24 protein-coding genes are annotated in these 24,925 nt (G+C 60.2%); 9 read left to right on the top strand and 15 right to left on the bottom strand.

All coding sequences use genetic code 11. The features are described 5' to 3' along the window. Positions 1 to 28 precede the first annotated feature (28 nt). The 7 genes from addA to regB all read right to left on the bottom strand — a co-directional run bounded on the left by addA (position 29) and on the right by regB (position 11,564). On the bottom strand, positions 29 to 3,409 hold the full coding sequence (addA, locus tag AC1965_RS00240) for a double-strand break repair helicase AddA (RefSeq protein ID WP_483885305.1): 3,381 nt from the start codon (positions 3,407 to 3,409) through the stop codon (positions 29 to 31). Continuing rightward, entirely contained in the window at positions 3,406 to 6,363 is a 2,958-nt protein-coding gene (gene addB, locus AC1965_RS00235) for a double-strand break repair protein AddB (RefSeq protein ID WP_483885304.1), read from the bottom strand. The genes addA and addB overlap by 4 nt, the downstream gene beginning before the upstream one ends. Beyond that, positions 6,356 to 7,048, bottom strand: a complete 693-nt coding sequence (locus AC1965_RS00230) for a nucleotidyltransferase family protein (protein ID WP_483885303.1) — start codon at positions 7,046 to 7,048, stop codon at positions 6,356 to 6,358. The genes addB and AC1965_RS00230 overlap by 8 nt, the downstream gene beginning before the upstream one ends. After that, positions 7,024 to 8,034, bottom strand: a complete 1,011-nt coding sequence (locus AC1965_RS00225; protein WP_483887085.1) for an aminoglycoside phosphotransferase family protein — start codon at positions 8,032 to 8,034, stop codon at positions 7,024 to 7,026. Before AC1965_RS00225 ends, AC1965_RS00230 begins: the two co-directional genes overlap by 25 nt. Beyond that, positions 8,031 to 8,504 carry a tRNA (adenosine(37)-N6)-threonylcarbamoyltransferase complex ATPase subunit type 1 TsaE gene (gene tsaE / locus AC1965_RS00220; protein ID WP_483885302.1) on the bottom strand — a complete coding sequence of 158 codons (474 nt, stop codon included), beginning with the start codon at positions 8,502 to 8,504 and terminating at the stop codon, positions 8,031 to 8,033. The genes AC1965_RS00225 and tsaE overlap by 4 nt, the downstream gene beginning before the upstream one ends. Before the next feature lie 63 nt (positions 8,505 to 8,567). After that, on the bottom strand, positions 8,568 to 10,085 hold the full coding sequence (locus AC1965_RS00215; RefSeq protein ID WP_483885301.1) for a PAS-domain containing protein: 1,518 nt from the start codon (positions 10,083 to 10,085) through the stop codon (positions 8,568 to 8,570). A gap of 87 nt (positions 10,086 to 10,172) precedes the next feature. Beyond that, the gene (regB, locus tag AC1965_RS00210) at positions 10,173 to 11,564 is read right to left on the bottom strand and encodes a sensor histidine kinase RegB (protein ID WP_483885300.1); all 1,392 of its coding nucleotides are present in this window, start codon (positions 11,562 to 11,564) and stop codon (positions 10,173 to 10,175) included. 101 nt (positions 11,565 to 11,665) lie between these two features. Between regB and AC1965_RS00205 the strand changes: the two genes are divergently transcribed. After that, the gene (locus tag AC1965_RS00205) at positions 11,666 to 12,286 is read left to right on the top strand and encodes an SCO family protein (protein ID WP_483885299.1); all 621 of its coding nucleotides are present in this window, start codon (positions 11,666 to 11,668) and stop codon (positions 12,284 to 12,286) included. A 64-nt stretch (positions 12,287 to 12,350) separates the two neighbouring features. Then, entirely contained in the window at positions 12,351 to 12,899 is a 549-nt protein-coding gene (locus tag AC1965_RS00200) for an ActR/PrrA/RegA family redox response regulator transcription factor (RefSeq protein ID WP_483887084.1), read from the top strand. A 28-nt stretch (positions 12,900 to 12,927) separates the two neighbouring features. Here AC1965_RS00200 and AC1965_RS00195 read toward each other — a convergent pair whose 3' ends face one another. Both AC1965_RS00195 and AC1965_RS00190 read right to left on the bottom strand, forming a co-directional pair. Further along, entirely contained in the window at positions 12,928 to 13,407 is a 480-nt protein-coding gene (locus tag AC1965_RS00195; protein WP_483885298.1) for an N-acetyltransferase family protein, read from the bottom strand. Next, entirely contained in the window at positions 13,404 to 14,000 is a 597-nt protein-coding gene (locus AC1965_RS00190) for an HD domain-containing protein (RefSeq protein WP_483885297.1), read from the bottom strand. The genes AC1965_RS00195 and AC1965_RS00190 overlap by 4 nt, the downstream gene beginning before the upstream one ends. A gap of 63 nt (positions 14,001 to 14,063) precedes the next feature. Between AC1965_RS00190 and AC1965_RS00185 the strand changes: the two genes are divergently transcribed. The 4 genes from AC1965_RS00185 to AC1965_RS00170 all read left to right on the top strand — a co-directional run bounded on the left by AC1965_RS00185 (position 14,064) and on the right by AC1965_RS00170 (position 17,301). Beyond that, positions 14,064 to 14,396 carry an S-adenosyl-L-homocysteine hydrolase gene (locus AC1965_RS00185; RefSeq protein ID WP_483885296.1) on the top strand — a complete coding sequence of 111 codons (333 nt, stop codon included), beginning with the start codon at positions 14,064 to 14,066 and terminating at the stop codon, positions 14,394 to 14,396. Between the two features lie 55 nt (positions 14,397 to 14,451). Then, on the top strand, positions 14,452 to 15,843 hold the full coding sequence (gene ahcY, locus AC1965_RS00180; RefSeq protein ID WP_483885295.1) for an adenosylhomocysteinase: 1,392 nt from the start codon (positions 14,452 to 14,454) through the stop codon (positions 15,841 to 15,843). Positions 15,844 to 16,052: 209 nt separating this feature from the next. Continuing rightward, entirely contained in the window at positions 16,053 to 16,781 is a 729-nt protein-coding gene (locus tag AC1965_RS00175) for a PRC-barrel domain-containing protein (protein WP_483885294.1), read from the top strand. A 178-nt stretch (positions 16,782 to 16,959) separates the two neighbouring features. Beyond that, positions 16,960 to 17,301: a DUF2853 family protein gene (locus AC1965_RS00170; RefSeq protein ID WP_483885293.1), complete on the top strand. Its 342-nt coding sequence runs from the start codon at positions 16,960 to 16,962 to the stop codon at positions 17,299 to 17,301. A gap of 277 nt (positions 17,302 to 17,578) precedes the next feature. Here the strand turns inward: AC1965_RS00170 and AC1965_RS00165 are convergent, their stop codons facing one another. From AC1965_RS00165 to tsaD, 5 genes are read right to left on the bottom strand one after another with little or no spacing between them, the layout of a single operon-like run. Beyond that, positions 17,579 to 17,971, bottom strand: a complete 393-nt coding sequence (locus tag AC1965_RS00165) for a DUF1761 domain-containing protein (RefSeq protein ID WP_483885292.1) — start codon at positions 17,969 to 17,971, stop codon at positions 17,579 to 17,581. A 57-nt stretch (positions 17,972 to 18,028) separates the two neighbouring features. Next, entirely contained in the window at positions 18,029 to 18,448 is a 420-nt protein-coding gene (locus AC1965_RS00160) for an EVE domain-containing protein (protein WP_483885291.1), read from the bottom strand. After that, complete coding sequence (locus AC1965_RS00155; protein ID WP_483885290.1) at positions 18,448 to 18,720, bottom strand: YciI family protein; 273 nt, start codon at positions 18,718 to 18,720, stop codon at positions 18,448 to 18,450. Before AC1965_RS00155 ends, AC1965_RS00160 begins: the two co-directional genes overlap by 1 nt. A 1-nt stretch (position 18,721) precedes the next feature. Continuing rightward, positions 18,722 to 19,675 carry an NAD(P)H-dependent glycerol-3-phosphate dehydrogenase gene (locus AC1965_RS00150; RefSeq protein ID WP_483885289.1) on the bottom strand — a complete coding sequence of 318 codons (954 nt, stop codon included), beginning with the start codon at positions 19,673 to 19,675 and terminating at the stop codon, positions 18,722 to 18,724. Further along, on the bottom strand, positions 19,672 to 20,763 hold the full coding sequence (gene tsaD, locus AC1965_RS00145; RefSeq protein WP_483885288.1) for a tRNA (adenosine(37)-N6)-threonylcarbamoyltransferase complex transferase subunit TsaD: 1,092 nt from the start codon (positions 20,761 to 20,763) through the stop codon (positions 19,672 to 19,674). Before tsaD ends, AC1965_RS00150 begins: the two co-directional genes overlap by 4 nt. A 95-nt stretch (positions 20,764 to 20,858) precedes the next feature. Between tsaD and AC1965_RS00140 the strand changes: the two genes are divergently transcribed. From AC1965_RS00140 to AC1965_RS00130, 3 genes are all read left to right on the top strand, one after another. Next, the gene (locus AC1965_RS00140) at positions 20,859 to 21,542 is read left to right on the top strand and encodes a uroporphyrinogen-III synthase (protein WP_483885287.1); all 684 of its coding nucleotides are present in this window, start codon (positions 20,859 to 20,861) and stop codon (positions 21,540 to 21,542) included. A gap of 73 nt (positions 21,543 to 21,615) precedes the next feature. Next, positions 21,616 to 22,950: a COG4223 family protein gene (locus tag AC1965_RS00135; RefSeq protein WP_483885286.1), complete on the top strand. Its 1,335-nt coding sequence runs from the start codon at positions 21,616 to 21,618 to the stop codon at positions 22,948 to 22,950. A 10-nt stretch (positions 22,951 to 22,960) separates the two neighbouring features. Further along, a complete protein-coding gene (locus tag AC1965_RS00130; protein ID WP_483885285.1) occupies positions 22,961 to 24,436 on the top strand; it encodes a heme biosynthesis HemY N-terminal domain-containing protein in 1,476 nt (491 codons plus the stop codon). On the opposite strand, the gene AC1965_RS00125 is transcribed toward AC1965_RS00130, so the two are convergent. Beyond that, entirely contained in the window at positions 24,433 to 24,882 is a 450-nt protein-coding gene (locus AC1965_RS00125) for an N-acetyltransferase family protein (protein ID WP_483885284.1), read from the bottom strand. The two genes, AC1965_RS00130 and AC1965_RS00125, sit on opposite strands and share 4 nt — an antisense overlap. Positions 24,883 to 24,925: the final 43 nt, after the last annotated feature.

Raw genomic sequence — 24,925 nt, 5'->3', positions numbered from 1 at the left:
TGACAGGAATAGGGTTTGAGGTATGAACCTAGGAACGCGGGACGCTAACGTCAAGATATGGCGGGCCGTCCAGCGCGTTTGTCACGATATCGTGGGGCAACACCATCAACTGCTGGGTTGCTGTCCACAGGATTGCGGTGTCGATCCGGTGGGTCGGATAAATTTGCGCCAGTACATGCGCATAGGCGCCCATCTGCCGTAACAATCCGTCGGGGCAGGCGGCGGCGCTACATGGCACCACGCGATTGGTCTTAAAATCAACAGCAAGAATATGATCTTCGCGGATCAACAGGCGGTCGATGGTGCCGTGCAGTCGATGCACGCCAAAAGGGGCCGACACCGGAACTTCGGCCAGTGCTGCGGCGGAAAATACCTCGGTAAGGGCAGGAGCGTTAAGGACCTTTGTCGCCTCCATCTCGGCCCGCGCCAGAACCTCGGGAGGGTATTCGGCGCCGATCAGATCAATGCGTTGACGCTGTGCGAGGTCATTCAGCCCCGGCAGTTGTTCCAGCAAAAGATGAACCAACGTGCCGTAGGACTTTGCGCTTTCCAAGTCGGCACCCGCTTCGCCCGGCAAGGCCTTGGCCCCGCCCAGATCAGAGGGTGACAGGGTTTTTGCGGCAGGCTGGGAGGGGGGTGCGGGTGCTACGAAAACAGGCTCTAAAGCGGGCATTTCGTGCGAAGTTTCCGTGGTAGTGGCTTGCTCTGGCGCATCCCAGTCACCTTCTTCGAACCTTAGCGTGCCGTCATCGTCAATGGGTATGGCGTTGATGTGCCCCAGGGCCGCACCGGCGATCTGATGCCAGGAAGAGCCATCGTTCGACAGATCCCCCGCGGCAGCCACGATCAACCACTTTTCCGCCCGTGTCATAGCGACATAGAAAAGGCGAAGCCGTTCCTGCTGCGCGGCCTCCTTCATCGCGTCGGTGGTTTCGCGCATCATCTGGGGCATTTCGTCGGCTGTGGATTTCCAGACAGGCACATCGCCCATCTTGATGATCTCATCCTTGATCGTCACATCGCGCCGCCCGGTGTCGGGCAGGATCACGATGGGGGCTTCCAACCCCTTGGCGCCATGCACTGTCATCACACGTATCTGGTTTGACGCGCTGTCGATCTGACGTTTGATCTCAAGGTCGTCTGTCTGCATCCATTGCAGGAAACCCGTCAGGCTGGGGACCGCCCCGCGCTCATAGGCAAGCGCTTGGCTCAGCATCGCATTTATGCCGTCTTCGGCTTCGGGCCCAAGGCGGGATAACAGTTTGCGTCGGCCATCGTGGCGCGTCAGGATGCGCTCGATCAGGTCGAATGGGCGCAGGAAATCGACCTGCCCGCGCAGATCGTGCAGCATGGCGATCGTCTCGGGGTAATCCTTGTCGCGCAGCCGCAAAGCTTGCCAGAGGTGAGTTTCTGTCCGGTTATGGGCAAGTTCAAACAGCGCACGTTCGCCCCATCCCATCAGCGGTGATTTTAACGCCGTTGCCAGCGACAGATCGTCGTCCGGGGTGGCAAGAAATGACAGGATTGCAGCCAGATCGCGCACTGCCAGTTCCGCACCAACCTTTAACCGATCCGCGCCCGCGATTGGCAGCTTGGCCGCCTTGCAGGCGCGAATGATCTCGGAAAACAGGGACGATCGGCGCTGAACTAGGATCAGGAAATCCCCCGGCTGTATGCGCCGTTTCGCCATTTTGCCCGGCAGGATGCTGTCATCGGGGATAAAGTGTTCTTGGGTGGTCAGGGTCTTGATGCGCTGGGCAATCTGTTCGGCCAGCAGCACAGTGTGATGCCGCGCGCTGCGCCGGTCCACCGGATCGGTCCAGTCGCCTTCGTCATCAGCGGCCGCTTTTTGGACGACAGGCCACAGATCGACGCGGCCCGGAAGTTGGTCCTTGAACGCCTTGTGCTGCGCGTCGTTGTCGAAACCGGGGCGGACGTGGGGATCAAACACCGTATCGACAGCCCGCAGGATAGCGCTGGACGACCGGAAGGAATACTCAAGGCTGCGGCGCTGAAACGCCTTGCCCGCGTCTGAAATCTTTTGCGAAAAGGACACCGCCTTGCGATCCAGCTCTTCTGGGTCGGCCCCCTGGAAGGAATAGATCGACTGTTTTTTGTCCCCGACGACAAACAGCGTCCGATCCACATCGCGCGGCGCGCCAGAGCCGCTGTAGAATTCATCGGTCAGACGTTCGATCACATCCCATTGCCGCGGCGACGTGTCCTGCGCCTCGTCCACCAGAATGTGGTCAATGCCGCCGTCGATCCGGTACAAAACCCAGGCCGCCACCGCGCGGTCGGTCAGCAGGGCGCGTGCCTTGAGGATCAGATCATCAAAATCCAGCCAGCCGCGTCTCTGCTTTTCCAGCGCGTATCGGGCAAGAAAAATCTGGGAAAACCGATGCAGGACATGGGTCTTGCGCGCAGCCTTGAGCGCCAGCCGTGCCTCGCGGGCGTCTTCGACCCGCTGCATCCACTGATCAAGCTGGGGCAACCTGTCGGCGATGATTGCCTGCGTCGGCTTGGTCGGAAAGCTTGCAATTTTCGCGGTAAAGGGTTGTTTCGCGCCGGCGCCCGTCAAAAACACGTTTTCTAGCTGGGGCAGGGCGGAGATGTCCAAATTATCAATGGCTTGCAACGCCAGACCGGCCTTTTGATCGTTGCCGCCCTTGGCGATCAGATGCGGGATGATATCGGCTAGAATTGCCGCCTCACTGCCCAGAAAGACGGATTTTTCGATTGCGTCTTCTGACAAGGTGTCAGGTTGATCGAACAGGGCGAGGATATCAGGCCACGCCAGTTCCGCCGCAAATCCGTCGCGCTGGGATACGATGCTGCGGGTAAGACTGGAAAAATCCTCGCCGGAATAATGCCGCGCGACATCGGCAATCAGCGGGGCGTCGGCATCTTCGGCCATGCTGTCCACGATCTCGGCGCGCAGCAGATCGGCGGCACGATCTTCGATTTCGGTGAATTGAGGAGAGACCTGTGCCTCAAGCGGGAAGCGGCGCAAGAGGGCGGCGCAGAAGGAATGGATGGTCTGGATCTTCAGCCCGCCGGGCGTTTCGATAGCGCGGGCAAACAGCGTACGGGCATTGCGCAGGTGATCTGGCGTCAGCGCGCCCTCGACCCCCAGATCGGCCAAGGCATTGCGTAGCTGTTCGTCCTTCAGCATGGCCCATTCGCCCAAACGCTTGAACAGCCGGTTCTGCATCTCTGACGCGGCGGCCTTGGTATACGTCAGGCAAAGAATGTGCTGCGGTTGCACGTCGTCCAGTAGCAGCCGCGCGACCCGGTCGGTCAGCACGCGTGTTTTGCCAGAGCCCGCGTTCGCCGTCAGCCAAGTAGAGGCGTCTGGGCGCGCCGCGTCGATCTGGGCCCGCGTTGCATCGTCAAAGTGCCGGGTCATGTCATATCCTCCGGCGTGGGGTCAGTGGTGCCATCCCATTCGCCAAACCGCGCCAATTGGTCATATGCGCCTGCGAACCCGTCGGTTTCTACGATCCGCCGTGCGGTGAATCCCTGCGCGGGGTCAAGGTATTTGCTGATCAATTCGTGCAGCCCGGACAAAACGTCCTGGGGCGGTTCCTCGGTCAGGGGGGCGGGAATTTCGACGGGTTTCGCCCCCAGTCCGATAAACGCAGCATGGGCAACATGGGCAATGCCAACTTCGGTAAAACCGCCCTCCTCGACCATCGCCGCCTCGATCAGCAACTGCTTATCAAACAGCCGCTGCTGTTTCTTGCTGGGGGGCGTGCCGGTCTTGTAGTCATAGATCAGCGCATCGCCGCTATCGCTGCGGTCGATCCGGTCGGCAAAACCCTTGAGCGTGAAGCCAAGGTCGGGAAAGACATGCACGCCGCGCGCGCCCATTTCAAAGGCCACCGGTCTGGAAAACGCGGCGCGGGCCTGTTCCTGTCCGATGAACCAATCCGCGATGCGTTCAATGCGTGCGAGCCAGATCGCGCGCGCGGCAGGCCAAGGCGCATCGTCTTCGAGCACGCGGGCGGCGGTCGCCATAAGCACCTCGCGCGTCAGGGCATCGGGGTCAGCAGCAACGGCTTTGACGAAATCCTCCATGATCTGATGCAGGATAACGCCCCGCACGGGCGCATCGGGCGACTGCACCAGCGGGTTGATCGGGCGCAGTTTCAGAGTGTGTTTGGCATAGATCGCGTAGGGATCGCGGATCAGGGTTTTGATCTCGGTCACGGACAGGGCGTGGGGCCGTGCGCCCCGAGGGGGCCGAGGAGAGGGACGCGGGGCAGGGGCGCTGCGTTCCACTGCCTCTAACGCGCGCACCTGAGCCAGCCATGTATCCCCGCGCGCCTGCATCTGGTGCCAGGCTTGCGGCCCGCCGCTGTCTGGTAGGCCCTTCATCAGGTTGCTTAACCGGTTCAACCAGCGCGAGGGCACCAGTTCCGCCTCGTCCGAGCGGATGGCGCGGGTCATCCATACCTCGGGGCTGGCGATGGCCTGCTGAAAATCATGTGCCGACAGACCGATCCGGCGTTCGGGCAACAGCAGCCCCGCGTCCAGCCGCATCTGCCTGTTAAGCCAGGGATCGGGCGGCGGCGCCTCGGGCCAGGTGCCTTCGTTCAGCCCGCCAAGGATGACCAAATCTGCGCCCTGAACGCGCGCCTCCAGCGTGCCCCATATCATGATATCGGGGCGTGGCGCATCGCGGTCGCGCACTTCGCCTTGCGACAGCAGCGCCCCCATCAGATCGGCGTAATCCGACGCCGTCATCTCGCCTCCAGACGGTGCATGTTCGGCCAGATCGGTCATGACCTTTTCGGCAGAGGCCCCAGAGTTGAGCTGCCAAAGTTGGTGCAGCGGCGCGGGAACGGCACCCATAGCGATCATATTGGCAAGGTCGAGATGCCGTTGGACGCAATCAGCAAGGGCGCGCGGACCGGGAGAATCGCGGCCAGTAAATGTTAGCGCGACCCAGTCGGCCCAGGCCAGAAACTGGGTGGCGTTTTCCAACTTCGCAGCCGCTTTGGCGGCGAGTTTCAACACGCCGTCGGCCGTCGGGTAGGGCAACCCCTGTTTACGTATCTGTGCTTCTAGCCGTTGGGTGTTCAATTGGTGCAGATTGCGGTCCTGCCCGCTGTGGGTGAGCGGGTGTTTTAGCAGTGTCAGCAGCGCCTCGGCATCCAACTTGCGCACAAAAAGCCCTGCGACATGGCGCAGGAATCGACCCGGAGGCGACAGATGCAGCGGCGTACCCGCACTGTCGTCGGGCAAGATGTTCCAGCGGTCCAATGCGGCGGTGACCTGCCGCGACAACATCCGGTCCGGGGTGATCAACGCGGCCTTTTTGCCTTCTTCGACCGCTTTGCGCAGGCGCAGCGCGATGGCCAAGGCTTCGACGCGGGGTGTGGGTGCTTCGACCAATGTGATGTCGGCGGTGGCCGCGCCGAGCGCTTGCAGTTTGGGACCATCGCTTAGCCAGGCATGGGTGACGGGGGCAGGGCGCAGCGACAGTGACACCAGCGCATTGCGGTGCGCCGACGGGGGCGCCGTGGTCGTCCATTCGGTGACCGCGCTGCGGGGCAGGTCAAGCGCGCGCATCAGGTGGCGAAACCGGTATTGCGGGTGGTCTTCGGACAGCAGCGCCTGATCCAGTTCGGCCCAGACGGCGGTGGGCATGTCAAAGTCGAAACCGGGCAGAATTGCAGCACCCTGCGGCAGGCACGCGACCGCCTGCATCAGCAGCGACGTTGTGCCGCGTGACCCGGTAGAGCCGGCCAGAAGCACAGGATGCTGTGGTGGATTTTCATGCCAATTTGCGATGATCCGTGACACCAATCGCCGCCGCCGCGCCTCGGCGTCGGGCCGCGTTGTGGTCTGCTCGAGATAGTGGTGCGCGATTTCCAGGAACCGCTTTGCCCGGTCCCAATGCGCCGACAGGTGACCGACATCCAGATCAGCGATGGCCTGTGCCGACACACCCTCGCCCTGCATTTCGTCGATCAGCGCGGCCAAGGAATCAGACAGCGCATAAAGCGAGGCGCGCGGCGCAAGGTCGGGCGAGGCGTCTAACAGCGACGATACCAGTTGTATGAGTTCCAGCCGTCGTTTCAGGGGCGGCGTGGCGGCGGGCAGGGTTTCGGCAGGCAATAGCGGGTCAAGATCGGTGATCAGCCTGATGCGTGGCAGAAACCCCGGCGCGCCAGTGTCAAATACGTCGCGCAGGCGGCGCGCCATGCGCGTGGTGTTCACAATCAACTCGACCCGCGCCATCGCGTCGGGCGGCTGGCCCTCAAGCCGCTCTTGCAGCCCGCGCACCAGCGCGCGCGGAAAATCAACGCCCGGTGCAAGGCCAAAAACCCGTGCCTGATCCTGTGCGTCAAACATCAGGTGTCGCCAGCAGCGCTTCGGCTTGGGCGATGCCACCCGGATGGCCGACATCACACCACTGGCCGGGATAAGTCAGCCCATAAAGCCTGTTTTGTTCCAGCATCTTGTCCCACAACAGGTTTAATGAAAATTTTTCGGCGTCGATCTGCGTCAACATGTCCGTTTTTATAATCTGGACCCCACCATAGATGAGGCCCGGACCGCGCTGCAACCGTCCGTCGTCGGCAATGGTGAAATCGCCGGCGCCCATGTGGCCAATGGCATGTTCGGGCGGAATACCAATCAGCAAGGCATCCATGTCGTCGCTCCGCCAGGCGTCTTGCAGCAGGTGCAATGGATTGGGCCCGCGCCAGATTGCATCGGTGTTCATGGTATAAACCGGCCCCGCCCCCAACAACGGCAGGGCATTACGCAGGCCGCCGCCGGTTTCCAGAATATCGGGCCGTTCAATGATGGTCTGGACGCCCTGCGCTTCGAGGTGGCGCGCCAGTGCCTCGGGTTTGTAATGTAGGTTGGCCACGATGCGGGCGGGCCGGGCGGCCAGCGCGAGGGTCAGGGCGTGATCAATCAATGGCCTGCCGGCAACCTTGATCATCGGCTTTGGCTGCGTCTGGGTCAGATGTTTCATACGCGTGCCAAACCCGGCCGCGAACATCATTATGGCCTCGGGGGATTTGGACATTGGCGTTTCAGGTGCTCCAGAAAATCGGGGGTGGGCGCGGGCAGAATATCGGTAATGAGCGTCGCGATGTCGTGCAGGTCGGGGTGTTGCAAATTGCGCACCAGATAGCCCCAGACCCGCGGGATAAGATCGACGTAATGCGCCTTGCCGTCGCGCAGGCAAAGCCGGGCAAAGATGCCGAGAATGCGCAGGTTGCGCTGTGCGCCCAGCAGCGCATAGGCGGATCGAAACTGTCGCGGCGCGCGTCCTGTCTGTGCGAGATAGTGGTCAATCATCGCGCTTTCGATTGCTGGTGGTACATCGCGCCGCGCGTCTTGCAGGATAGAGACCAGATCGTAGGCCGGATGACCCAACAGCGCGTCCTGAAAATCAAGGACGCCGACCTGTGCTGTGCCGCTCCGGTCACCGAGCCAGAGCAGGTTTTCGGCGTGAAAGTCGCGCAGGATGATTACTTTCTCGATCTCATCAAGCCCTGCGGCGAGCGGATGAAATTTGCTGCGGAACGTCTCAATCTGGGTCGTGTCGGCATCTGGGGCGTACCAGTCAAAGGCGGGGGTGGTCGCCTCTGCAAGCCAGTTGGCATCGCAGATCGGCAAGGCCAACGTCGGCGCGCGGTGCAGCGCTGTCAGAAAATCCGCGGCGGCAGTGTATAATTCGATGGTGCGGTCAGGTGCCTGTGTCATCAGGCGGGCGAACAGCCCATCGCCCAGATCTTCGATCAGCAGCAGGCCGGTGTCGGGATCGGCGTGATAAATCTGCGGTGCGCTGAAGCCTGATTTTGTCAGATGCTGCGCGATGCGGATAAAGGGCCGCACATCTTCGCCGCGATCGGGCGGGGCATCCATGAGGATTGCGCCATCGCCATTGCCCCGGCGCAGCCTGTCGTACCGGCGGTTTGACGCATCCCCTGCCAATAACGCGCGCTGGGCGCCTGACCAGCCGGCGCTATGCAAAAATGCGTCGATCTGTTTGCTGCGGTCGGTCATATCTGCCACATCGCCAGTTTGCCTTCCCAAGACGGGACCTGCCAGCGCGCGGTCAGAATGCGCGCGTCGTCGGTAGGGCCGGCCTCGAGATATAGCGTCAGCGCGGATTTGGGGGCAAGATCGCCCAGCCTGTCGGGCCATTCGACAAGACAGATCGCGTCTGAGAAGGCATCGACCAGTCCAAGCTCTTCGACCTCGTAGGTTGAGGTCAGCCGATACAGATCGGCATGCCAGATATCGACATCGGCGGCGCGGTAGGTCTGTACCAGCGTAAAGGTTGGCGATGGCACGTCTTCGGGGGCAGAGAGCAGAGATTGTATCAGCGCGCGGGCAAAGTGGGTTTTTCCTGCACCTACATCACCGTGCAGCAGGATCACGTCGCCGGCCTGCAACTGCCGACCCAGTTGGGCGGCGCGCTGGGCGGTGTCGTCGGGGCTGGTCAGCGTGATGGAAAAGCGTTGGGCGGCCATGGCGCCATGCTTACCGTGACCACGGTCAACCGCAAGTTCAATCCGGGTGTTTTATCGTCAAAATCAAGTGCTGTGGCTAGGTGAAAGGGGTTCGGATTTGGCGGAATTTCCTATGTGGGTGGCACGGAATCGGATCAAAGTCGCGCCCGCGGCAATCGGCGTCAGGTCGCACGTCAAAGGCGCGCCGTTGTGGGGGCATATTGGCAGGCTCCACCCCTCGCGGTTGCCGTGGTTGGTCACGAAATCCTCGATGTCCGGCCACATCGGATTGGGCGCGGCATTCCTGCGCCATAAGGTGACGGAATCCGTAATGGTGATGTCTGCGAAACTGCTGTCAGGGCTTTGCCCCCATAGGTCACGATAGGATGCGTTGCAGAATGTCAGCACCCCTGATGCGGTAAACACTGCCAGACCGTCGTCAATGTGATCCAGCAGGTTCTGGCCCAGCTCCAGTTCAGCGCGGAAATTGCGCGTCAGGGCGACGTCTGCGCTGATATCCTCGATCAAAAAGGCCGTCGCGCCATCAGGGTGCGGCCGACCCATGACGCTGTAGGTTTGCCCAGATTCGAGCGACCATGTTTCCTGATACCGCCCATCTGTCGCCGCCGCGATGACATCTGCAATCTCTTGCCGCCAATTCAGGTAATTCTTTGGCTCCGGCATGCGTCGGGTTTCGCGCAATTGGTCAAAGAACGACAGCATTGTCGGTCGCGCGCTGAGAAAGGGGGCAGGCAGGCCCGTCAAATCCATAAGGGCCGGGTTGAACAGCGCCAACTGCCCCTTGCGGTCAAAAATCGCCAATCCGATGGACAGATGCGCAAAGGTCTTGGCCAGGGTTTGCACAAAGGTCCGTTTCGCATCCTCCGCTTCAATGACAGCGTTGATGCAGGTGGCATGATGGATCGTGTTGTCGTCGATGGTTGTCTGGCTCAGCGCGTACCAATCAGGTTCGGCACTGTCTCCCACCGCGAGTGATACGCGCGCGGGGTGGTTCGGGTCCGTGCGGCTGAACAGGTCGGTGCCCGCGCTGTCTGGCTGGTCTGCCGCCAGTTTCTTGAGCGTCGCATAGGCCTGATTGTGCCAGATGATCCTGCCCCCGGCATTGGTCTGCCAGGACGGGTTTGGGTTGGCGTCACTGGCGCGGCGCAGCAGGTTTAGCATGTCAGTGACATCCGGCCCGGCAGGGGCCGCCATCTGGCTGGTGCCGGGCATATGCACGCTGCATCTGGACCCGATCCAACGGATCTGGATTTCCTGTGGTTGGTCGCCGTCGGCGGCCAGCAGCGTGATACTGCCCTCATGGCCAGCAGCGGCAGATTTCGGAAAATCGGGAAACCGTGCCAACAGGCTGTCGCGCAGATCATCCCAATCGTGAAAGCCGGGGGCCAGTGCCAGCCGCGTCAGGGCCAAGTCGTTGCCATGCTGCAACTGTCCGTCCTGAAACAACAGCGCCATGTCATCAGGTTCGGCATCAACTGCGGGCGCGGCGCTGGACATGTCCTGCCGCAACCACCACAGCGCCCCCGTCGCCGTCAAAATGGCTGCGGTCAGGATGACGGTAAGCTCGGGCAACGCAAGCATGGTAAATCCCTTTGGCCACATCAGGTGCGTCCGAGTTTTGCCGCTTTAGGTTAACAGTAGATTAACATCGCTTTTCTCGCCCTTGTTTCACGCAGTGATATGCTGGTTTTCGCCCTGCCCGCCTTCAGATTGCGGCAGTTCCAGAGCATTTCGTGGCCAGGATACCTCGACCACGGCCCCGCTGCCCGCAGGCGGCAATCCCCGCAGCCATCCGCCGTCGATCCCATTGGCAAAGCGCAGGCGGGCGCCGGCGCGTTCAAGAAACGTCTTGGCAATAAAGAGGCCCAGCCCCATGCCTTCGTATTCGGGGCGTTCGCGGGCCTGCGGCGCGTCAGAGCGGCGTCGCATGAACGGATCGCCAATGCGGCCCAAGTCCTGCGGCGGAAAACCGGGGCCATCGTCAATGATCCGCACCGATATGCTATCGGGCCCCCATTCTGTTTCGATCCAGACGTGTGCGGCGGCAAAATCCACGGCGTTCTGCACCAGATTGCGCAGCCCGTGGATGATTTCGGGCTTTCGCGGAATGATCGGTTGCCGAATCTGCACGCCCCCCATTGGGTTGTCAGAGAAATAAACCGATTTGCCCCGCCCGATATGGGGCTCGGCAGCTTCTTTGATCACAGCGGTCAGTGGCGCGCGCTGCATGTGCAGGTCGTCTTTGCCCGAGCGGCCCATATCACGCAGGATGTCGCGGCACCGGTCGGCCTGATCACGGATCAGCGCGGCATCTTCGGCCAAGTCGGGGCGGTCCTGCAAATCGTTGAGCAATTCACTGCTGGCCAATTTGATCGTTGCCAGCGGCGTGCCCAATTCATGCGCTGCGGCGGCAACTACTCCGCCCAGATCGGTCAGCTTCTGTTCGCGCGCCAGCACCATCTGTGTCGCTGCCAGCGCATCGGCCATCGAGTGGATTTCTGATGTCACCCGCCGCGAATAGGCGCTTGTAAACAGGATCGCGATCACCAGCGCCGTCCAATGACCAAAGACGAAGATCTGAGGCAGCTTCAAAACGCTGCCCGACTGGGTGACCAGCGGAAAATGCACCAGTGCAAGCAGGGAGGCGGCGGCAATGGCCGTTCCGCACAACACCAGCGTCGACCGCAGGCTAAGTGCGGTGGCCGAGATCGTGACGGGGCCAAGCAGAAGCAGGGCAAAGGGGTTGTGCAATCCGCCGGTCAGAAACAGCAGGAATGACAATTGCAGCAGGTCAAACAGGACCATCGACAGGTTCTCGACCTCGGACAGCCGTTTGTTCTCAGGAAAGATAAATACCGCCAGCAGGTTGCCCACTACCGACGCACCTATCGCGAGGTAACACAGGCTGAATTCAAGCTGTAGACCATAGATAATCTGTGCCACGGTCACGGCGGTCAGCTGGCCGATAATGGCAACCCAGCGCAGCAGGATCATCGTCCGCAGCCGTATCCAGTTGGACCGCGTGCGCGCACCCAGAGGGCGTATCGTAGCCTGCGTCATGTTCGCACCTTTGGGTTGTTGGTTCTTGCATCGGCCGCGATCTAGCGTAGGTCTGCCAAAAGACCTGAGCAAGAGCGCCAATTGGCGCAGGAGATTTTAATATGAACAAATACCTTGCACCGGGCGCAGTTGGGGTTGCTGCGGTATTTCTGTTGGGCACCGTCTGGATGACGACACGGGCCGACGATGGCGACATCTATGCCAGTTGCCGCGCAGGTCAGGTTGCCGGGGGTGATCTGGGCGGGCCGTTTGAACTGGTCAACAGTGAGGGCAAAACCGTCACTGATACCGACGTGATCACCGAACCTGCCCTGATCTACTTTGGCTATACGTATTGCCCCGATGTCTGCCCGCTGGACGTCGACCGCAACGCCGCCGCTGTTGAGATACTCGAAGAGCGTGGTCAAAGCGTTGTACCGGTTTTCATCACGGTCGACCCGGCGCGTGATACGCCCGACGTGGTGGGCGATTTCGCGGCCAATATGCACCCCCGCATGGTCGGGCTGACCGGCTCGCCTGAGCAGGTCAAAGCCGCCAGCCAAGCGTACCGCACCTATTACAAGGCGCATCCGCCAACAGACGGCGAATACCTCGTGGACCATTCGACGTTCAGCTACCTGGTGATGCCAGGAAATGACGTTGTCGACTTCTACCGCCGCGAAATAACACCCACAGATATGGCTGATAAGATCGGCTGTTTCATCGACAAGCAGCCAAATTGACCGCAGCGGTCAGGGCCTTCATAGTGCCTTTGCAAAGCGTTGAAACTGCCGCGTGGGGATGATGATGCAAGACCTATCCAATCTGGGGCCTGATCGCAGCTTGCTGTTGGTGGATGACGATGAACCGTTTCTGCGCCGGCTGGCCAAGGCGATGGAAAAACGCGGTTTCGAGGTTGAGACCGCAGGCACCGTTGCCGGCGGCAAGGCGATCGCGACGGCCCGCCCACCCGCCTATGCGGTGATTGATCTGCGGCTGGAAGACGGTAACGGCCTTGATGTGGTTGAAGTGCTGCGTGCGCGCCGTGCCGATGCGCGGGTGGTGGTGCTGACGGGCTATGGCGCGATTGCCACTGCCGTGGCGGCGGTCAAGATCGGCGCGACCGATTATCTGTCAAAACCTGCTGACGCCAACGACATCGTGAACGCCTTGCTTGCCACGGGCGGTGACATGCCCGCCCCGCCCGAAAACCCGATGAGCGCGGACCGCGTGCGTTGGGAGCATATACAGCGGGTTTATGAGCTGTGTGACCGCAACGTCAGTGAAACCGCGCGTCGGTTGAACATGCACCGCAGGACGTTGCAGCGGATATTGGCAAAGCGGTCGCCGCGCTAAGCGGGCCAAAAGCTGCCCCGAGGTGATGTTAAAGGTCGAAGCGTTTCCAAATGCGGTCGACGCGGGTGCCGTCTGATAGGGCGCTGTCGGGCAGCGCTTTGAAATCTTCAAATCCACGGCTTTGATAATAGGCCAGACCGCCCGTATTGTCGGCCCGGATAATGGCATGGATGTGGGCGAAACCCATCTGGCGGGCAGCGGTTTTGGTGGCCTCAAAAAGGGCTGATCCGATGCCAAGTCCGGTTTCGCCCAGCCGCACAAATGTCGCCACGTCTATGCCGCCTGCGGGTAGATCAGGATGCGGTTCGATCCACTGAAATCCCTTCAATTCGCCGTTGTCGCCCTCTGCGAGATGCCAGGCGCTGTTTTCGCCCGACATCCAGTCGCGCAAGTTCTGCGCCGTGACCGGCGCTACCATCGCTGTGGTCCCGCCTTTGGCAATGATGGCGTTCAAGAGGTCGGCCATGGCGCCTGCATCCAGCGCCCCAGCGCGGCGTATGTGGATCATGTCATTAGCCCCAACAGGGTGGCGTGGCGGCCGGTGAAATCATTGCGCGTCTCGACGGGCGGGCGCAGCACGATTGAAAGTCCCTCCAGCAACGCGGCATCGGGACGGCCAAAGAAACGGGTGGCTTCCGCTTCGGAAAAGCCCGCGATCTGAGTTGCTTCCATCCAGGCGCTGATGCGGTCGGCCTTTTTAATCTGTCGTTTGACGCGCAGCGGGATCGCGGCGGGCAAGCCAAAGCGGATGTGGATTGCCCCGGTCAATCGGTCGTCCAGCGCCTTGTACCCCGGACCAACCGCTGTTTTGACGGGCGAAATCATGTCGCCGATGACATATTCCGGTGCGTCATGCAGCAGGGCGGCCAATCGCCATTTGGCGGGTGCGTTGGGGTCGATCCGGGCAAAGATGGTTTCGACCAGCATGGAATGTTCGGCCACCGTATATGCGTAATCGCCCCGCGTCTGCCCGTTCCAGCGGGCGACAAAGGCAAGGCCGTGAGCGATATCTTCGATCTCGATATCCACCGGGGTCGGATCCAGAAGATCGAGCCTGCGACCCGAAAGCATGCGCTGCCATGCGCGGGGTTGTTGCGCCATGTGGTGAAACCTTGTTTGGAACTTTTGCGGATTCCCGCCGTTCATCCCACGAAGGAGATGATCATGAAACCCGTTTTTTCGACACTGACATTTGTACTCGCACTTGGTGCCGCCGCGACCACAGCAGCCGCCGAAGACGTCTGCATGCCAGCAGGCGAAATGAAAGCGGCGCTGATTGACTGGTACGGCGAACGTCCCGTTCCGGGGGAAAGCGAAGGCAGCAGTCAGGTCTGGGCCTCGTCCACAACAGGGACGTGGAGCATGGTCAAATTCATGGGCGACGGCAATGCCTGCGTCACCGCGCAGGGCGACAACTGGATGGCCGGGCTGACCGGGGATGAGCAGATCGCCGCGCTGGAGGCCGACGAGGTAACCCCAACACGCTATAGTCGTTGAGAATAACCCCCGAAGGTGGTAGGGCGCGCGCAACGCTTTACCAAAGGGGTGCCTCATGGCCGACGATTATATTGTGAAAGACATCAACCTTGCCGCTTTCGGGCGCAAGGAGCTGGATATCGCTGAAACAGAAATGCCAGGCCTGATGGCGCTGCGTGCAGAATACGGCGAAAGCAAACCGCTCAAGGGTTCGCGCATCGTTGGGTCGCTGCATATGACAATCCAGACCGCAGTCCTTATCGAAACGCTGGTTGAACTGGGCGCCGACGTGCGCTGGGCGTCTTGCAACATCTTTTCAACCCAAGACCATGCCGCTGCCGCGATTGCCGCCGGTGGCACGCCTGTGTTCGCGATCAAGGGCCAGACGTTGGTCGAGCATTGGGATTACCTTGATAAATCCTTTATGTTCCCCGAAGGGCCTAACCTGATCCTAGACGACGGTGGCGATGCCACGTTGTACATCCTGTTGGGTGCGCGCGTAGAGAACGGTGAAGAAGACCTGATCGCAATTCCCAAGTCTGAAGAAGAAGAAGCAATTTTTGCTCAGATCAAGAAACGTATGGCGGCCAGCCCCGGTTGGTTCACCAAGATGCGCGATCAGATCGTTGGCGTGTCCGAAGAGACCACCACCGGCGTGCACCGTCTTTATGATCTGGTGAAGCAAGGCCAGCTGCCCTTCCCCGCGATCAACGTAAACGACTCTGTGACCAAATCTAAGTTCGACAACAAATATGGCTGCAAGGAGTCGCTGGTTGACGGCATCCGCCGCGCCACCGACACGATGATGGCCGGCAAAGTGGCGGTTGTCATGGGCTACGGTGATGTTGGCAAAGGTTCTGCCGCATCGCTGCGCGGCGCGGGTGCTCGGGTCAAGGTTACCGAAGTCGACCCAATCTGCGCGCTTCAGGCCGCGATGGACGGTTTCGAAGTCGTGCTGCTGGAAGATGTGGTTTCAACTGCCGATATCTTTATCACCACCACCGGCAACAAGGACGTGATCCGCATCGAGCATATGCGCGAGATGAAGGATATGGCGATTGTCGGCAACATCGGCCACTTCGACAACGAAATTCAGGTCGCTGCACTGAAGAACCACAAATGGACCAACATCAAGGAACAGGTGGACATGATCGAGATGCCCAACGGGCATCGCCTGATCCTGCTTTCCGAAGGTCGCCTGCTGAACCTCGGTAACGCCACAGGCCACCCGTCCTTTGTGATGTCCGCGTCTTTTACCAATCAGGTTCTGGCGCAGATCGAACTCTGGACCAAGGGCGACGACTATCAAAACGACGTCTATATCCTGCCCAAGCATCTTGACGAAAAAGTGGCCCGCCTGCACCTCGACAGGATCGGCGTGAAGCTGAGCAAGCTGAATCCGGAGCAGGCCGCCTATATCGGCGTCAGCCCCGAAGGCCCATTCAAGCCGGAACACTACCGCTATTGATACCAGAACGGGCGAAACCTTGCCGGTTCCGCTTCGCTGCACCGTCCCTGAAAGGGGGCGGTGTTTTGCGTTTTTAAGATAACGCATTGGTTTTTATATAGAAAATTACATCTGGCGCTTTCCTGCCGTAGTGAAGCTGCCCCTTGGAACATCGTCAGCGGTTAGCGTGTTTCCCCTTCAGACGACAAAGTCACCGAAAGGAGATCACCATGAAACGCATATTTTTGAAATCGACTGTTGCTGCACTGGCACTTACCGCCGGCGCTGCTTTTGCGGATGACGTCACCGGCGCAGCCGGTGTGGCGGCAGATGCCGAGGCAACTGTTTCCAGCGAAAGCCTGAGCAACACAGCCGAAGAAAGCGGCGATGCCGTAAAGAAGCAGGCGACGGAAACGACCGAAGCCGTCGAAGACACCGCGAAGAAAACTGCCGACGCGATCCAGAAAGCAAAGGATTCGATGACGGACAGCGCCGATGCGGCTGTTGAAACCGATGCCGAAGCAGATGCCAGCGTCACTGCCGAAACCGACGCGGTAGATGCCGAGGCTGACGTGACTGCTGATGCCAACGCAGATCTGTCTGCCGAGACTGACAGCGACGTGACACGTGCAGACACCGGCATGACCAACGCCTTTTCCGGTATGGTTGTAGGTGATCTGCTGGGTCTGACCGTAGTCGAAGCTGATGGTGAAACCATCGGTGACATCGACTATGTGATCAAGCAAGGCGACAGCTATGCAGCAGTGATCGGCGTGGGTGGCTTCCTCGGTCTGGGCGAACATACCGTTGCCGTGCCGCTGCAAGAAATCTCCATGGCTGCGGATAACGAACTGAAGCTCAGCAAGTGGACCAAGGCTAAATTGGAAGCCCAGCCCGAGCTGGATGAAAGCGCCATCGAAAGCCTTGAGGACGACGTGCCACTTGACGCGGCATCGTAATATCGCGCCACTGGCCGATGACACTGAAGGGGGCAGCCGCAAGGGTGCCTCCTTTTTTCGTGTAGAGGTGCCACGGCAAGCGTCTGCCGAATTAGTCCTTTTGCCACGAGAAAATTGACATTAGGCTCCGCCTTAGGGTCAGATTGCGCTGATCAATTATTAGGATGGGAGCTTTTTAATGGGTAAACGTGACGAATGGATCGCGAAATACGCGGAAGATTTGAAAACGAAATGCGGCATGACGCCGGACATGGACCTGCTGACAAAGGTTACGATTGGTTGCGGGCCGGCGATCTACAATGCAGATGCCCAGACCATTGCAGCAAGCCAGGAAAGCGAGCTTGAGCTGGTCAAGAACAACTTCCTCATCAAGAAGCTAGGCCTTTCCGATGGGCCAAACCTGATGGACGGTATCAAGCAAGTGATCGCCACATACGGCCAATCAGAGCGCAACAAATACCGCGCCGTCGTCTATTACATGCTGACGAAGCATTTCAGCAAAGAATCTGTTTACGGCTGATTAAGGCTTTGATCTTAAGTTAAAATTTACAACGAAGGCGCGCGCTTGGTTAAGCGTGCGTTTCTTTATTGCACGGGTTTTAACCTACTCAATCGTTGCCTGTAGTGTCCAAATAATCTATGTTTATTTCACCGGCCAGGATGGCCAGGGCCGATTTTCAGATACGTGTGTGGTGGTTACGGGAGCACGCGGGGTGAGAGAGGGTTCTGGCGGGGTGCTGGAACCCTTTTTACATTACAGACTGATTTCGGGACGCTGATTTTCAAAGCGCTTATTGTCAAAAAAGCGTCAGGACCAGACCGATCACCGCGCAGCCTACCACAGCATAACCGCCATCAATCACAGTCAGCTTGAATGGCCTGCCGACATACGCGTTGTTGATCATGATCCACGGACTGATGAAAAATAACCCGATACCAAGCCCAGAGATGAAACCCTTATCCACCGTGTCTATTCCCGACAACGCAAAGATATGCCGCATCATGCCGGCCACCAAAATCATGGCGACTGCTGAAAGTAAGAATGGCAATGCGGACGAATCCTGGGGTTTGCCGTCTGGTCCGCATTTAATGCCCGCCGCCTGCATCCAGGGCTTGGACAGCGCCATGTACCACGCGGCGCCCACCGCAAACCCTGCGGCGGCGGCGACGATTACTGCTAGAAACCCCATTTTCCCCTCCCGGAATTTGTGAGATGGGGCAAGTATGGGGCGATCGCATTTTTAAATCTATGGCTTCGTGTTTCCCATCGCGCAAACGATCTTCCATTCGTTGTCAGTCACGGGCTGCACGGACAGGCGCGCACTTTTGACGAGTGCCATGTTTTCCAAACGGGGATCATCCTTGATCTGCGCCAGGGTCACATGGGTGTCAAACGGGCGCACTGCTTTGATGTCCACACACTCCCACCGGTCGTCGTCAGTGGTGCTGTCCGGGTGCGCGGCGGCGATGACCTCGACAATGCCGACCACGGCCTTTTCGGTTTGGGAGTGGTAAAAGAAGCCCAGGTCCCCAACTGCCATATCGCGCATGAAATTGCGTGCCTGGTAGTTGCGCACACCATCCCACTCTTCGCCCGCGTCTCCTTTGGCGCGCTGATCGTCCCAACTCCATGTGCTGGGCTCGGATTTGAACAACCAATAGGCCATTATCCGATCACCCGGTTCCAATGTGTCAGGGTGACGGTCTCAAATAGCCCCGCCTTGGCGTAGGGATCATTGGCGGCCCAATCCTGCGCTGCGGCCATATCGGTCACGTCGAGGATGATCAGTGATCCGATCATACCGCCCTCTGCATCCAGCAATGGCCCGGCTTGGGCCACAACTTCGGTGGATTTCAGATAGGCAAGATGATCGGGACGGTTGTCCTTGCGAATCTGCAAGGCGCCGGATTTGTCGTGGGCGATGAGGGCAACAAACATATCATTCTTCCTTTAGGGGTCTCGCCAGTAGGGTCTTCATGGCATTGGCGACATCTAACCGGTCATCCAGCAATCCCGCAACGGCATTGGTGATAGGCATGTCAAGCGCCGCGTCTTGCGCCAACTTGGCTACGGCGCGCGCGGTTGCGGCACCTTCGACGGTGGTCTTGGGATTAAACGGCGTGCCCGCCCCCAGTGACAGCCCCAGCCGATAGTTGCGTGATTGATCTGACGTGCAGGTCAGGGTGAGATCACCAAACCCGGATAGACCGGCAAGTGTGGTCGGCTCTGCCTTCAGATGGGCCGCCAGCCGCTGCATTTCGGAATAGCCGCGCGTCATCAATGCTGCGCGCGCGCTTTCACCCAGACCGGCGCCCATTGCGGTGCCACAGGCAATGGCGATGACATTTTTCAGCGCCCCGCCCAGTTCGGCGCCGATGGTATCGGTTGTGCGGTAAATGCGCAGATTGTCCGTTGTTAGAGCCTGTTGCAGCATCGCGCCATAGGTGGCGTCGGCACAGGCAAGTGTAAGAGCGGTCGGAAGTCCGCGTGCGATGTCGGCAGCAAAGCTTGGACCGGTCAGGATCGCCGCATTGGCGCTTGGCACGACATCGCGGATGATGGCGACAGGGCCTGCGCCGGTGCCTAGCTCCATCCCTTTACAGCAGGCAACAAGATGTTTGTCCGCCAAAATAGCTGCGTGATCGGCCAGAAAGCCGCGCAGCTTTTGCAGTGGCACAGCGAGCAGCAGAATATCGGCGGCAGCGGCGCCGGGCAGGTCATCGGTGACGCGCAAGGCGTCTGGAAACCGGCAATCGGGCAATCTGATACGGTTTTCGCGCGACTCCGCCATATCACCCACGTGCCGCGCCCAAAGAGTAACCGGACCCCCATGCGCCATAGATATTGCCAAAGCGGTGCCAAATGCACCTGCGCCCAAAACTGAAATACTCATGCTTTCGCGCCTTTCTTTCCACTTCCCAGCATCGACGGTTGCGCTGTGTCCAGCGGCCAGCGCGGGCGTGCGGACAAAGACATGTCATCAGGGCCGCGCAGGGCGGATTGTTCGCCCGCTGCATAGGCGATCATCGCCGCATTATCGGTGCACAGCGCCAAGGGCGGGGCAATGAATTTAGCGCTATTTTCAGTCGATACTGTTTCTAATGCAGCGCGAATTGCGGAATTGGCCGCCACGCCACCCGCGACGCAGAGGTGGCGGTCGGGGGCCGGCGGATAGTGGGCAAACGCACGCGCCGTCTTGGCCGCGAGCACGTCGACGACAGCAGCCTGAAACCCGGCGGCAAGATCGGCTTGATCCTTTCGCGTCAGCCCACCAGCCGCCGCAACGCAGGTATCACGGGTGCGCAAGACGGCAGTTTTCAACCCCGAGAAGGACATATCGCACGTGTCTCGGTCCAGCAGCGGCCGGGGCAATTTAAATCGCTTGGGATCACCCAAGGCCGCTAGCGCCTCGATTGCGGGGCCGCCGGGCTGTTGCAAGCCGAGCAGGCGGGCAACTTTGTCAAAGGCTTCGCCGGGGGCATCATCAATAGTGCCGCCAAGACGTTCAAATTCATCTGCGTCGTGCACCATTAGAAACTGGCAATGCCCCCCCGACACCAGCAGCATCAAATAGGGATAGGGGACATGATCCGTCAGCCGAGGTGTCAGCGCGTGGCCAGCAAGATGGTTCACCCCATAAAGCGGCTTGCCCGTCGCGCAAGACAACCCCTTGGCGCACATCACGCCCGACACCACGCCACCAATCAATCCCGGCCCGGCGGTAACGGCGATGGCGTCGATCTGTGCCAATGTCATCCCCGCCTCTGCCAGCGCATCCTCGACACAGTAATCCAGTTTTTCGGCATGGGCGCGTGCAGCAATTTCAGGCACCACGCCGCCAAAATCGGCGTGCAGCGCGGTTTGCCCGGCCACCACTGACGACAGAACACTGGCCCGCCCGTCGGCGGCAATGCGTACGATGGCCGCGGCGGTATCGTCGCAACTGCTTTCCAGCCCAAGGATTACACGTGTCTGTGGCATAAGTGCTTTCCGTTGCAAGGTGCCCCCACCGCAGGTAACACCGCTGTCACGGGCAAACAATGCCGGGGCGATAGATGACACAGCCAGTTTTACTGATGACACGGCCACGCCAGAGCGCCGAACGCTTTGTCGCGCGGTTGGATCCGGCATTGGTCGCGCGTGCCAACGTTATTTATTCCCCACTAATCCGCATCATTCCAAAGGGCGCGGCGCCAGCGCTGGACGGTTACGCGGGGGTGATCTTTAGCTCGGCCAACGGGGTGGAACACGCCGCGAAAGGCGAGGGGCGTTTGGCCTATTGCGTGGGCGATACGACCCGGCGGCGGGCAGAGATGGCAGGGTGGCGGGCAAAATTTGCTGGTCAAACTGCCGAAGAATTGATTGCGACCCTTCCGCGCATGGGGGCGACGGGGCCGCTGCTGCATCTGGCGGGGCAACATCGGCGCGGCGACATAGCCGAAAACCTGACCGCAGCGGGCCTGACCTGTGACGTGACCGCAATCTATGGTCAACTGTTGCGGCCACTGACGCCAGAAGCACAAGGCTGCTTTCATGGTAAAAACCCTGTGTTAGTGCCGCTATTTTCCCCAAGAACGTCGCGGCAGTTTGACGCTGAACTGCCAACAGGCGCGCGGGCGATTGTCGTTGCATTGAGTGCTGCAGTGGCCGACCCTATCCGCCAACGTTCAGGAATTGAATGTCATGTCGCTGCTGCCCCAACGGGAAGTGATATGATAGAAGACGTTGAAAACCTGTTGCGGCGCACCACCTTGGCTTGAAGGTTGGCGGATATGCCGGATAAGGTTGCGGGTGCGAACAGGGCATCACGTCAGAATCGGAAAGGCGGCCAACGTGGCGACAGATAAAAAACCGGGCGCAACAGAAAAGCCGGGCGATAAGCCAGAGCCGATGGGTACATCGTCAGTGCCCAAGAAATCTTCGTCTCGCAAAGCCGCACCAAAGAAGGCTGACGCCAAAAAGACGTCATCAGCCGCTAAGACAGTGACAGCAAAAGAAGCCAGCAAGACAACCTCGACCGAGGCCAAAAGCCCAGTTGACCTGCGCGAGCCACCCGAGCGCCCGATGAGCACATCCGACAAGGCGCCAGGCGTATCTGCGACGGACCCTGTTAAGGCAAATCCTGTCAAGGTAGAGCCGTCCACCGGGGACAAGCCCAAGGACCCAGTGGCCACACCGCCAAAGACCGAGACGCCCCCACCTGCCGCCAAGGCAAAAGAGCCCGCAACCGAACCGCCACAACGCCGAAGCACCTTTTGGCCGTTGCTGATCGGCGGCGCACTGGCGGCAGCCTTGGGTTTTGCCGCTGCTGAGGTCGACTTTTTCGGAACGCGGAGCGGTCAATTCAACAACCTGCGCGCCGAGATAAAGGATCAGAACGCGCAGATCACAGCGCTGCGCGACGCGACGCCGGAGCCGCAATCGGTAGGGTTTCCCGCGCTGGAAGACCTGACCGAACAGGTGGAGGCACTGTCCGAACAGATCACCGCTTTGGACGGCCGTCTGACAACGGTGGAAAAACAACCGATTTCCGGGGGATCGTCCGAGGCGGCTGTGGCTGCTTATGAACGTGAACTGGAGGCTTTGCAGGCATCTGTCGCGCAACAACGCGCCGAAATTGAAGGGTTGCTTGATAATGCCATTAGCGTGGAGGAAGCCACCGCTGATGCGGCGCGCCGTGCCACGCTGCAATCGGCCATGACGCGCATTACCACAGCGTTGAGTGCCGGACGGCCCTTTGCCGCGCCGCTGGCTGAATTGCAGGCCGAAGGGGCCGATGACCTGCCCGCGGCCCTGACCGATGTGGCCGAAACCGGTGTGACCACGTTGATAAACCTGCAAACACGTTTCCCCGATGCCGCCCGCGCGGCCCTGTCCACGGCCCGCACCGATGCTGGTCCTGAAGGCGAGGGCGGTTTTGGCGGTTTCCTGCGGCGCCAACTCGGCGCCCGTTCCGTTGCGCCGCGCGAAGGCACCGACCCGGACGCGGTTCTGTCACGCGCCGAAGCCGCGGTGGGCGATGCCCGCCTGACCGATGCGCTGGCCGAGATTGATACCCTGCCCGAACCCGCCCAGGCCGCCATGGCGGATTGGCTGGCTGATGCCCGCGCCCGCCAGGCAGCCGAAGCTGCTGCTGACGCTCTGTCCCAACGCCTGACGGCAAACTGAGGAACAAAATATGTTGTGGTCCCTGATCAAGATTGTTCTGTTTGTCACCGTTGTGGCGGCGCTGTCCTGGGGGGCAGTGTACCTATTGGAGAGCCAAGGCGGCATTCAGATGACCGTGATGGGCACCGAATACAGTTTTGGCCCGCTGCAATCGGTCATTGCCGTGGTCGTGTTGATGATTGCGGTCTGGCTCCTGCTCAAAGTGCTACACCTGCTGTTTGCGACCTGGCACTTTCTGAACGGCGATGAAACGGCCCTGTCACGCTATTTCGATCGCAACCGTGAACGCAAAGGGTACGAGGCCCTGTCTGAAGGGTTGATGGCACTGGCCAGTGGTGAAGGCCGTATTGCCATGGCCAAGGCGGCCAAGGCGGATCGCTATCTGAACAAACCAGCGCTGACCAATTTGCTGACCGCACAGGCGGCCGAACTGGCCGGCGATCGGCGCAAGGCTGAGCTGACTTACCGCAAGCTGGTGGCGGACGAGGCAACACGCTTTGTCGGGGTGCGGGGCATCATGAAACAGAAACTGGCCGAGGGTGATACGGAAACCGCGCTAAAGCTGGCCGAAAAGGCATTTGCGCTCAAGCCAAAGCACGAAGAGATCGGTGACACGCTGCTGCAATTGCAGGCCGCCAAGGAAGACTGGACCGGCGCGCGCAAGACCCTGAACGCCAAGCTGAAAAATGGGCATCTGCCGCGCGACGTACACAAACGCCGCGACGCGGTGCTGGCTCTGTCCGAGGCGAAGGACGTGATCGCCGAGGGCAACAGCATCGAGGCGCGCGAGGCCTCTATCGAGGCGAACCGTCTATCGCCCGACTTGATCCCCGCTGCCGTCATGGCCGCACATGGTTATATCGAGCAGGGCAAACCTCGCTATGCTGCACGTGTTCTGCAAAAGGCGTGGAGCGTGCATCCGCACCCTGATCTGGCCGCCGCGTTTGCCGCGATCCAGCCCGACGAAACGCCGCCGCAGCGCATCAAACGCTTTAACGCGCTGACGAAATCGCAGCCGACGCACCCCGAGACCCGCATGCTGCTGGCCGAACTGCACATCGCGAACGAAGATTTTCCCGAAGCGCGCCGTGCGCTGGGCGACCTGGTGGAAACTGATCCAACGGCGCGGTCCGTCACCATGATGGCGGCGATCGAGCGGGGCGAGGGTGCCTCTGATACCATCGTCAAAGGCTGGCTGGCGCGGGCGCTGAACGTGTCGCGCGGGCCCCAGTGGATTTGCGACAATTGCCAGCACATTCATGCCGAGTGGAAACCGATCTGCGAGAATTGCAAAAGTTTTGACACGCTGGCGTGGAAAACCCCACCTCTGTCCGAGGTTGCGATGCCGGGTGGTGTTCAGATGTTACCGCTGATCGTTGGCTCGCTCGAAGACAACAGTGGCGCGGATCGCGCCCCGGTTGTCGTCGCGCCGGATGATATCGAAGAGGCCGAGCTAGTGCCCGACCCTGACGACGCCAAGACCTAAAGCTTGAGGTCGTAAGTGACCCAGTGGGTCTTGGCCGCGATCCGGTCATAGACCGCGCGGCCCCGGTAGTTGTCATCGGCGGTTATCCAACGCACAACTGACCAGCCGCGCTGTTCGGCGATGGCGCGCACGCCGTTGATCAGCGCATCTGCTGCACCTGTCCCACGGGCATCTGGCGACACGAATAGATCGTCCAGAAAACAGCCCGTCGCGGCCATCAGGGGCCGGGCATAGGGGCGATAATGGGTCAGACCGATCAGCGTGCCGGTTGCGTCGGCACAGACCAGCCCTTCGGATTCCGCTGCCGGATCATGCAGCCAGCCCCAAACGCGATCACGCATGTCTTCGGTCTGCGCCACTTTGTAAAAGCTGGCATACCCTTGATACAGAATGTCCCACTGGGCACGGTCATCTTGCGCGACGGGGCGGATGGTCAGGGTTGTCATCGGGCACTCCATATAGGTTAGCCGCAGCCTAGCCTGCGCGCCG

It is taken from the genome of Sulfitobacter sp. KMM 9851, assembly GCF_057178245.1.
This window is presented reverse-complemented; position numbering and strand designations above follow the sequence as displayed.

Excerpts from the sequence above, each read along its gene's own strand:
- addA (WP_483885305.1), bottom strand. The coding sequence starts at position 3,409 with ATGACCCGGCACTTTGACGATGCAACGCGGGCCCAGATCGACGCGGCG.
- addB (WP_483885304.1), bottom strand. The coding sequence starts at position 6,363 with ATGTTTGACGCACAGGATCAGGCACGGGTTTTTGGCCTTGCACCGGGC.
- AC1965_RS00230 (WP_483885303.1), bottom strand. The coding sequence starts at position 7,048 with ATGTCCAAATCCCCCGAGGCCATAATGATGTTCGCGGCCGGGTTTGGC.
- AC1965_RS00225 (WP_483887085.1), bottom strand. The coding sequence starts at position 8,034 with ATGACCGACCGCAGCAAACAGATCGACGCATTTTTGCATAGCGCCGGC.
- tsaE (WP_483885302.1), bottom strand. The coding sequence starts at position 8,504 with ATGGCCGCCCAACGCTTTTCCATCACGCTGACCAGCCCCGACGACACC.
- AC1965_RS00215 (WP_483885301.1), bottom strand. The coding sequence starts at position 10,085 with ATGCTTGCGTTGCCCGAGCTTACCGTCATCCTGACCGCAGCCATTTTG.
- regB (WP_483885300.1), bottom strand. The coding sequence starts at position 11,564 with ATGACGCAGGCTACGATACGCCCTCTGGGTGCGCGCACGCGGTCCAAC.
- AC1965_RS00205 (WP_483885299.1), top strand. The coding sequence starts at position 11,666 with ATGAACAAATACCTTGCACCGGGCGCAGTTGGGGTTGCTGCGGTATTT.
- AC1965_RS00200 (WP_483887084.1), top strand. The coding sequence starts at position 12,351 with ATGCAAGACCTATCCAATCTGGGGCCTGATCGCAGCTTGCTGTTGGTG.
- AC1965_RS00195 (WP_483885298.1), bottom strand. The coding sequence starts at position 13,407 with ATGATCCACATACGCCGCGCTGGGGCGCTGGATGCAGGCGCCATGGCC.
- AC1965_RS00190 (WP_483885297.1), bottom strand. The coding sequence starts at position 14,000 with ATGGCGCAACAACCCCGCGCATGGCAGCGCATGCTTTCGGGTCGCAGG.
- AC1965_RS00185 (WP_483885296.1), top strand. The coding sequence starts at position 14,064 with ATGAAACCCGTTTTTTCGACACTGACATTTGTACTCGCACTTGGTGCC.
- ahcY (WP_483885295.1), top strand. The coding sequence starts at position 14,452 with ATGGCCGACGATTATATTGTGAAAGACATCAACCTTGCCGCTTTCGGG.
- AC1965_RS00175 (WP_483885294.1), top strand. The coding sequence starts at position 16,053 with ATGAAACGCATATTTTTGAAATCGACTGTTGCTGCACTGGCACTTACC.
- AC1965_RS00170 (WP_483885293.1), top strand. The coding sequence starts at position 16,960 with ATGGGTAAACGTGACGAATGGATCGCGAAATACGCGGAAGATTTGAAA.
- AC1965_RS00165 (WP_483885292.1), bottom strand. The coding sequence starts at position 17,971 with ATGGGGTTTCTAGCAGTAATCGTCGCCGCCGCCGCAGGGTTTGCGGTG.
- AC1965_RS00160 (WP_483885291.1), bottom strand. The coding sequence starts at position 18,448 with ATGGCCTATTGGTTGTTCAAATCCGAGCCCAGCACATGGAGTTGGGAC.
- AC1965_RS00155 (WP_483885290.1), bottom strand. The coding sequence starts at position 18,720 with ATGTTTGTTGCCCTCATCGCCCACGACAAATCCGGCGCCTTGCAGATT.
- AC1965_RS00150 (WP_483885289.1), bottom strand. The coding sequence starts at position 19,675 with ATGAGTATTTCAGTTTTGGGCGCAGGTGCATTTGGCACCGCTTTGGCA.
- tsaD (WP_483885288.1), bottom strand. The coding sequence starts at position 20,763 with ATGCCACAGACACGTGTAATCCTTGGGCTGGAAAGCAGTTGCGACGAT.
- AC1965_RS00140 (WP_483885287.1), top strand. The coding sequence starts at position 20,859 with ATGACACGGCCACGCCAGAGCGCCGAACGCTTTGTCGCGCGGTTGGAT.
- AC1965_RS00130 (WP_483885285.1), top strand. The coding sequence starts at position 22,961 with ATGTTGTGGTCCCTGATCAAGATTGTTCTGTTTGTCACCGTTGTGGCG.
- AC1965_RS00125 (WP_483885284.1), bottom strand. The coding sequence starts at position 24,882 with ATGACAACCCTGACCATCCGCCCCGTCGCGCAAGATGACCGTGCCCAG.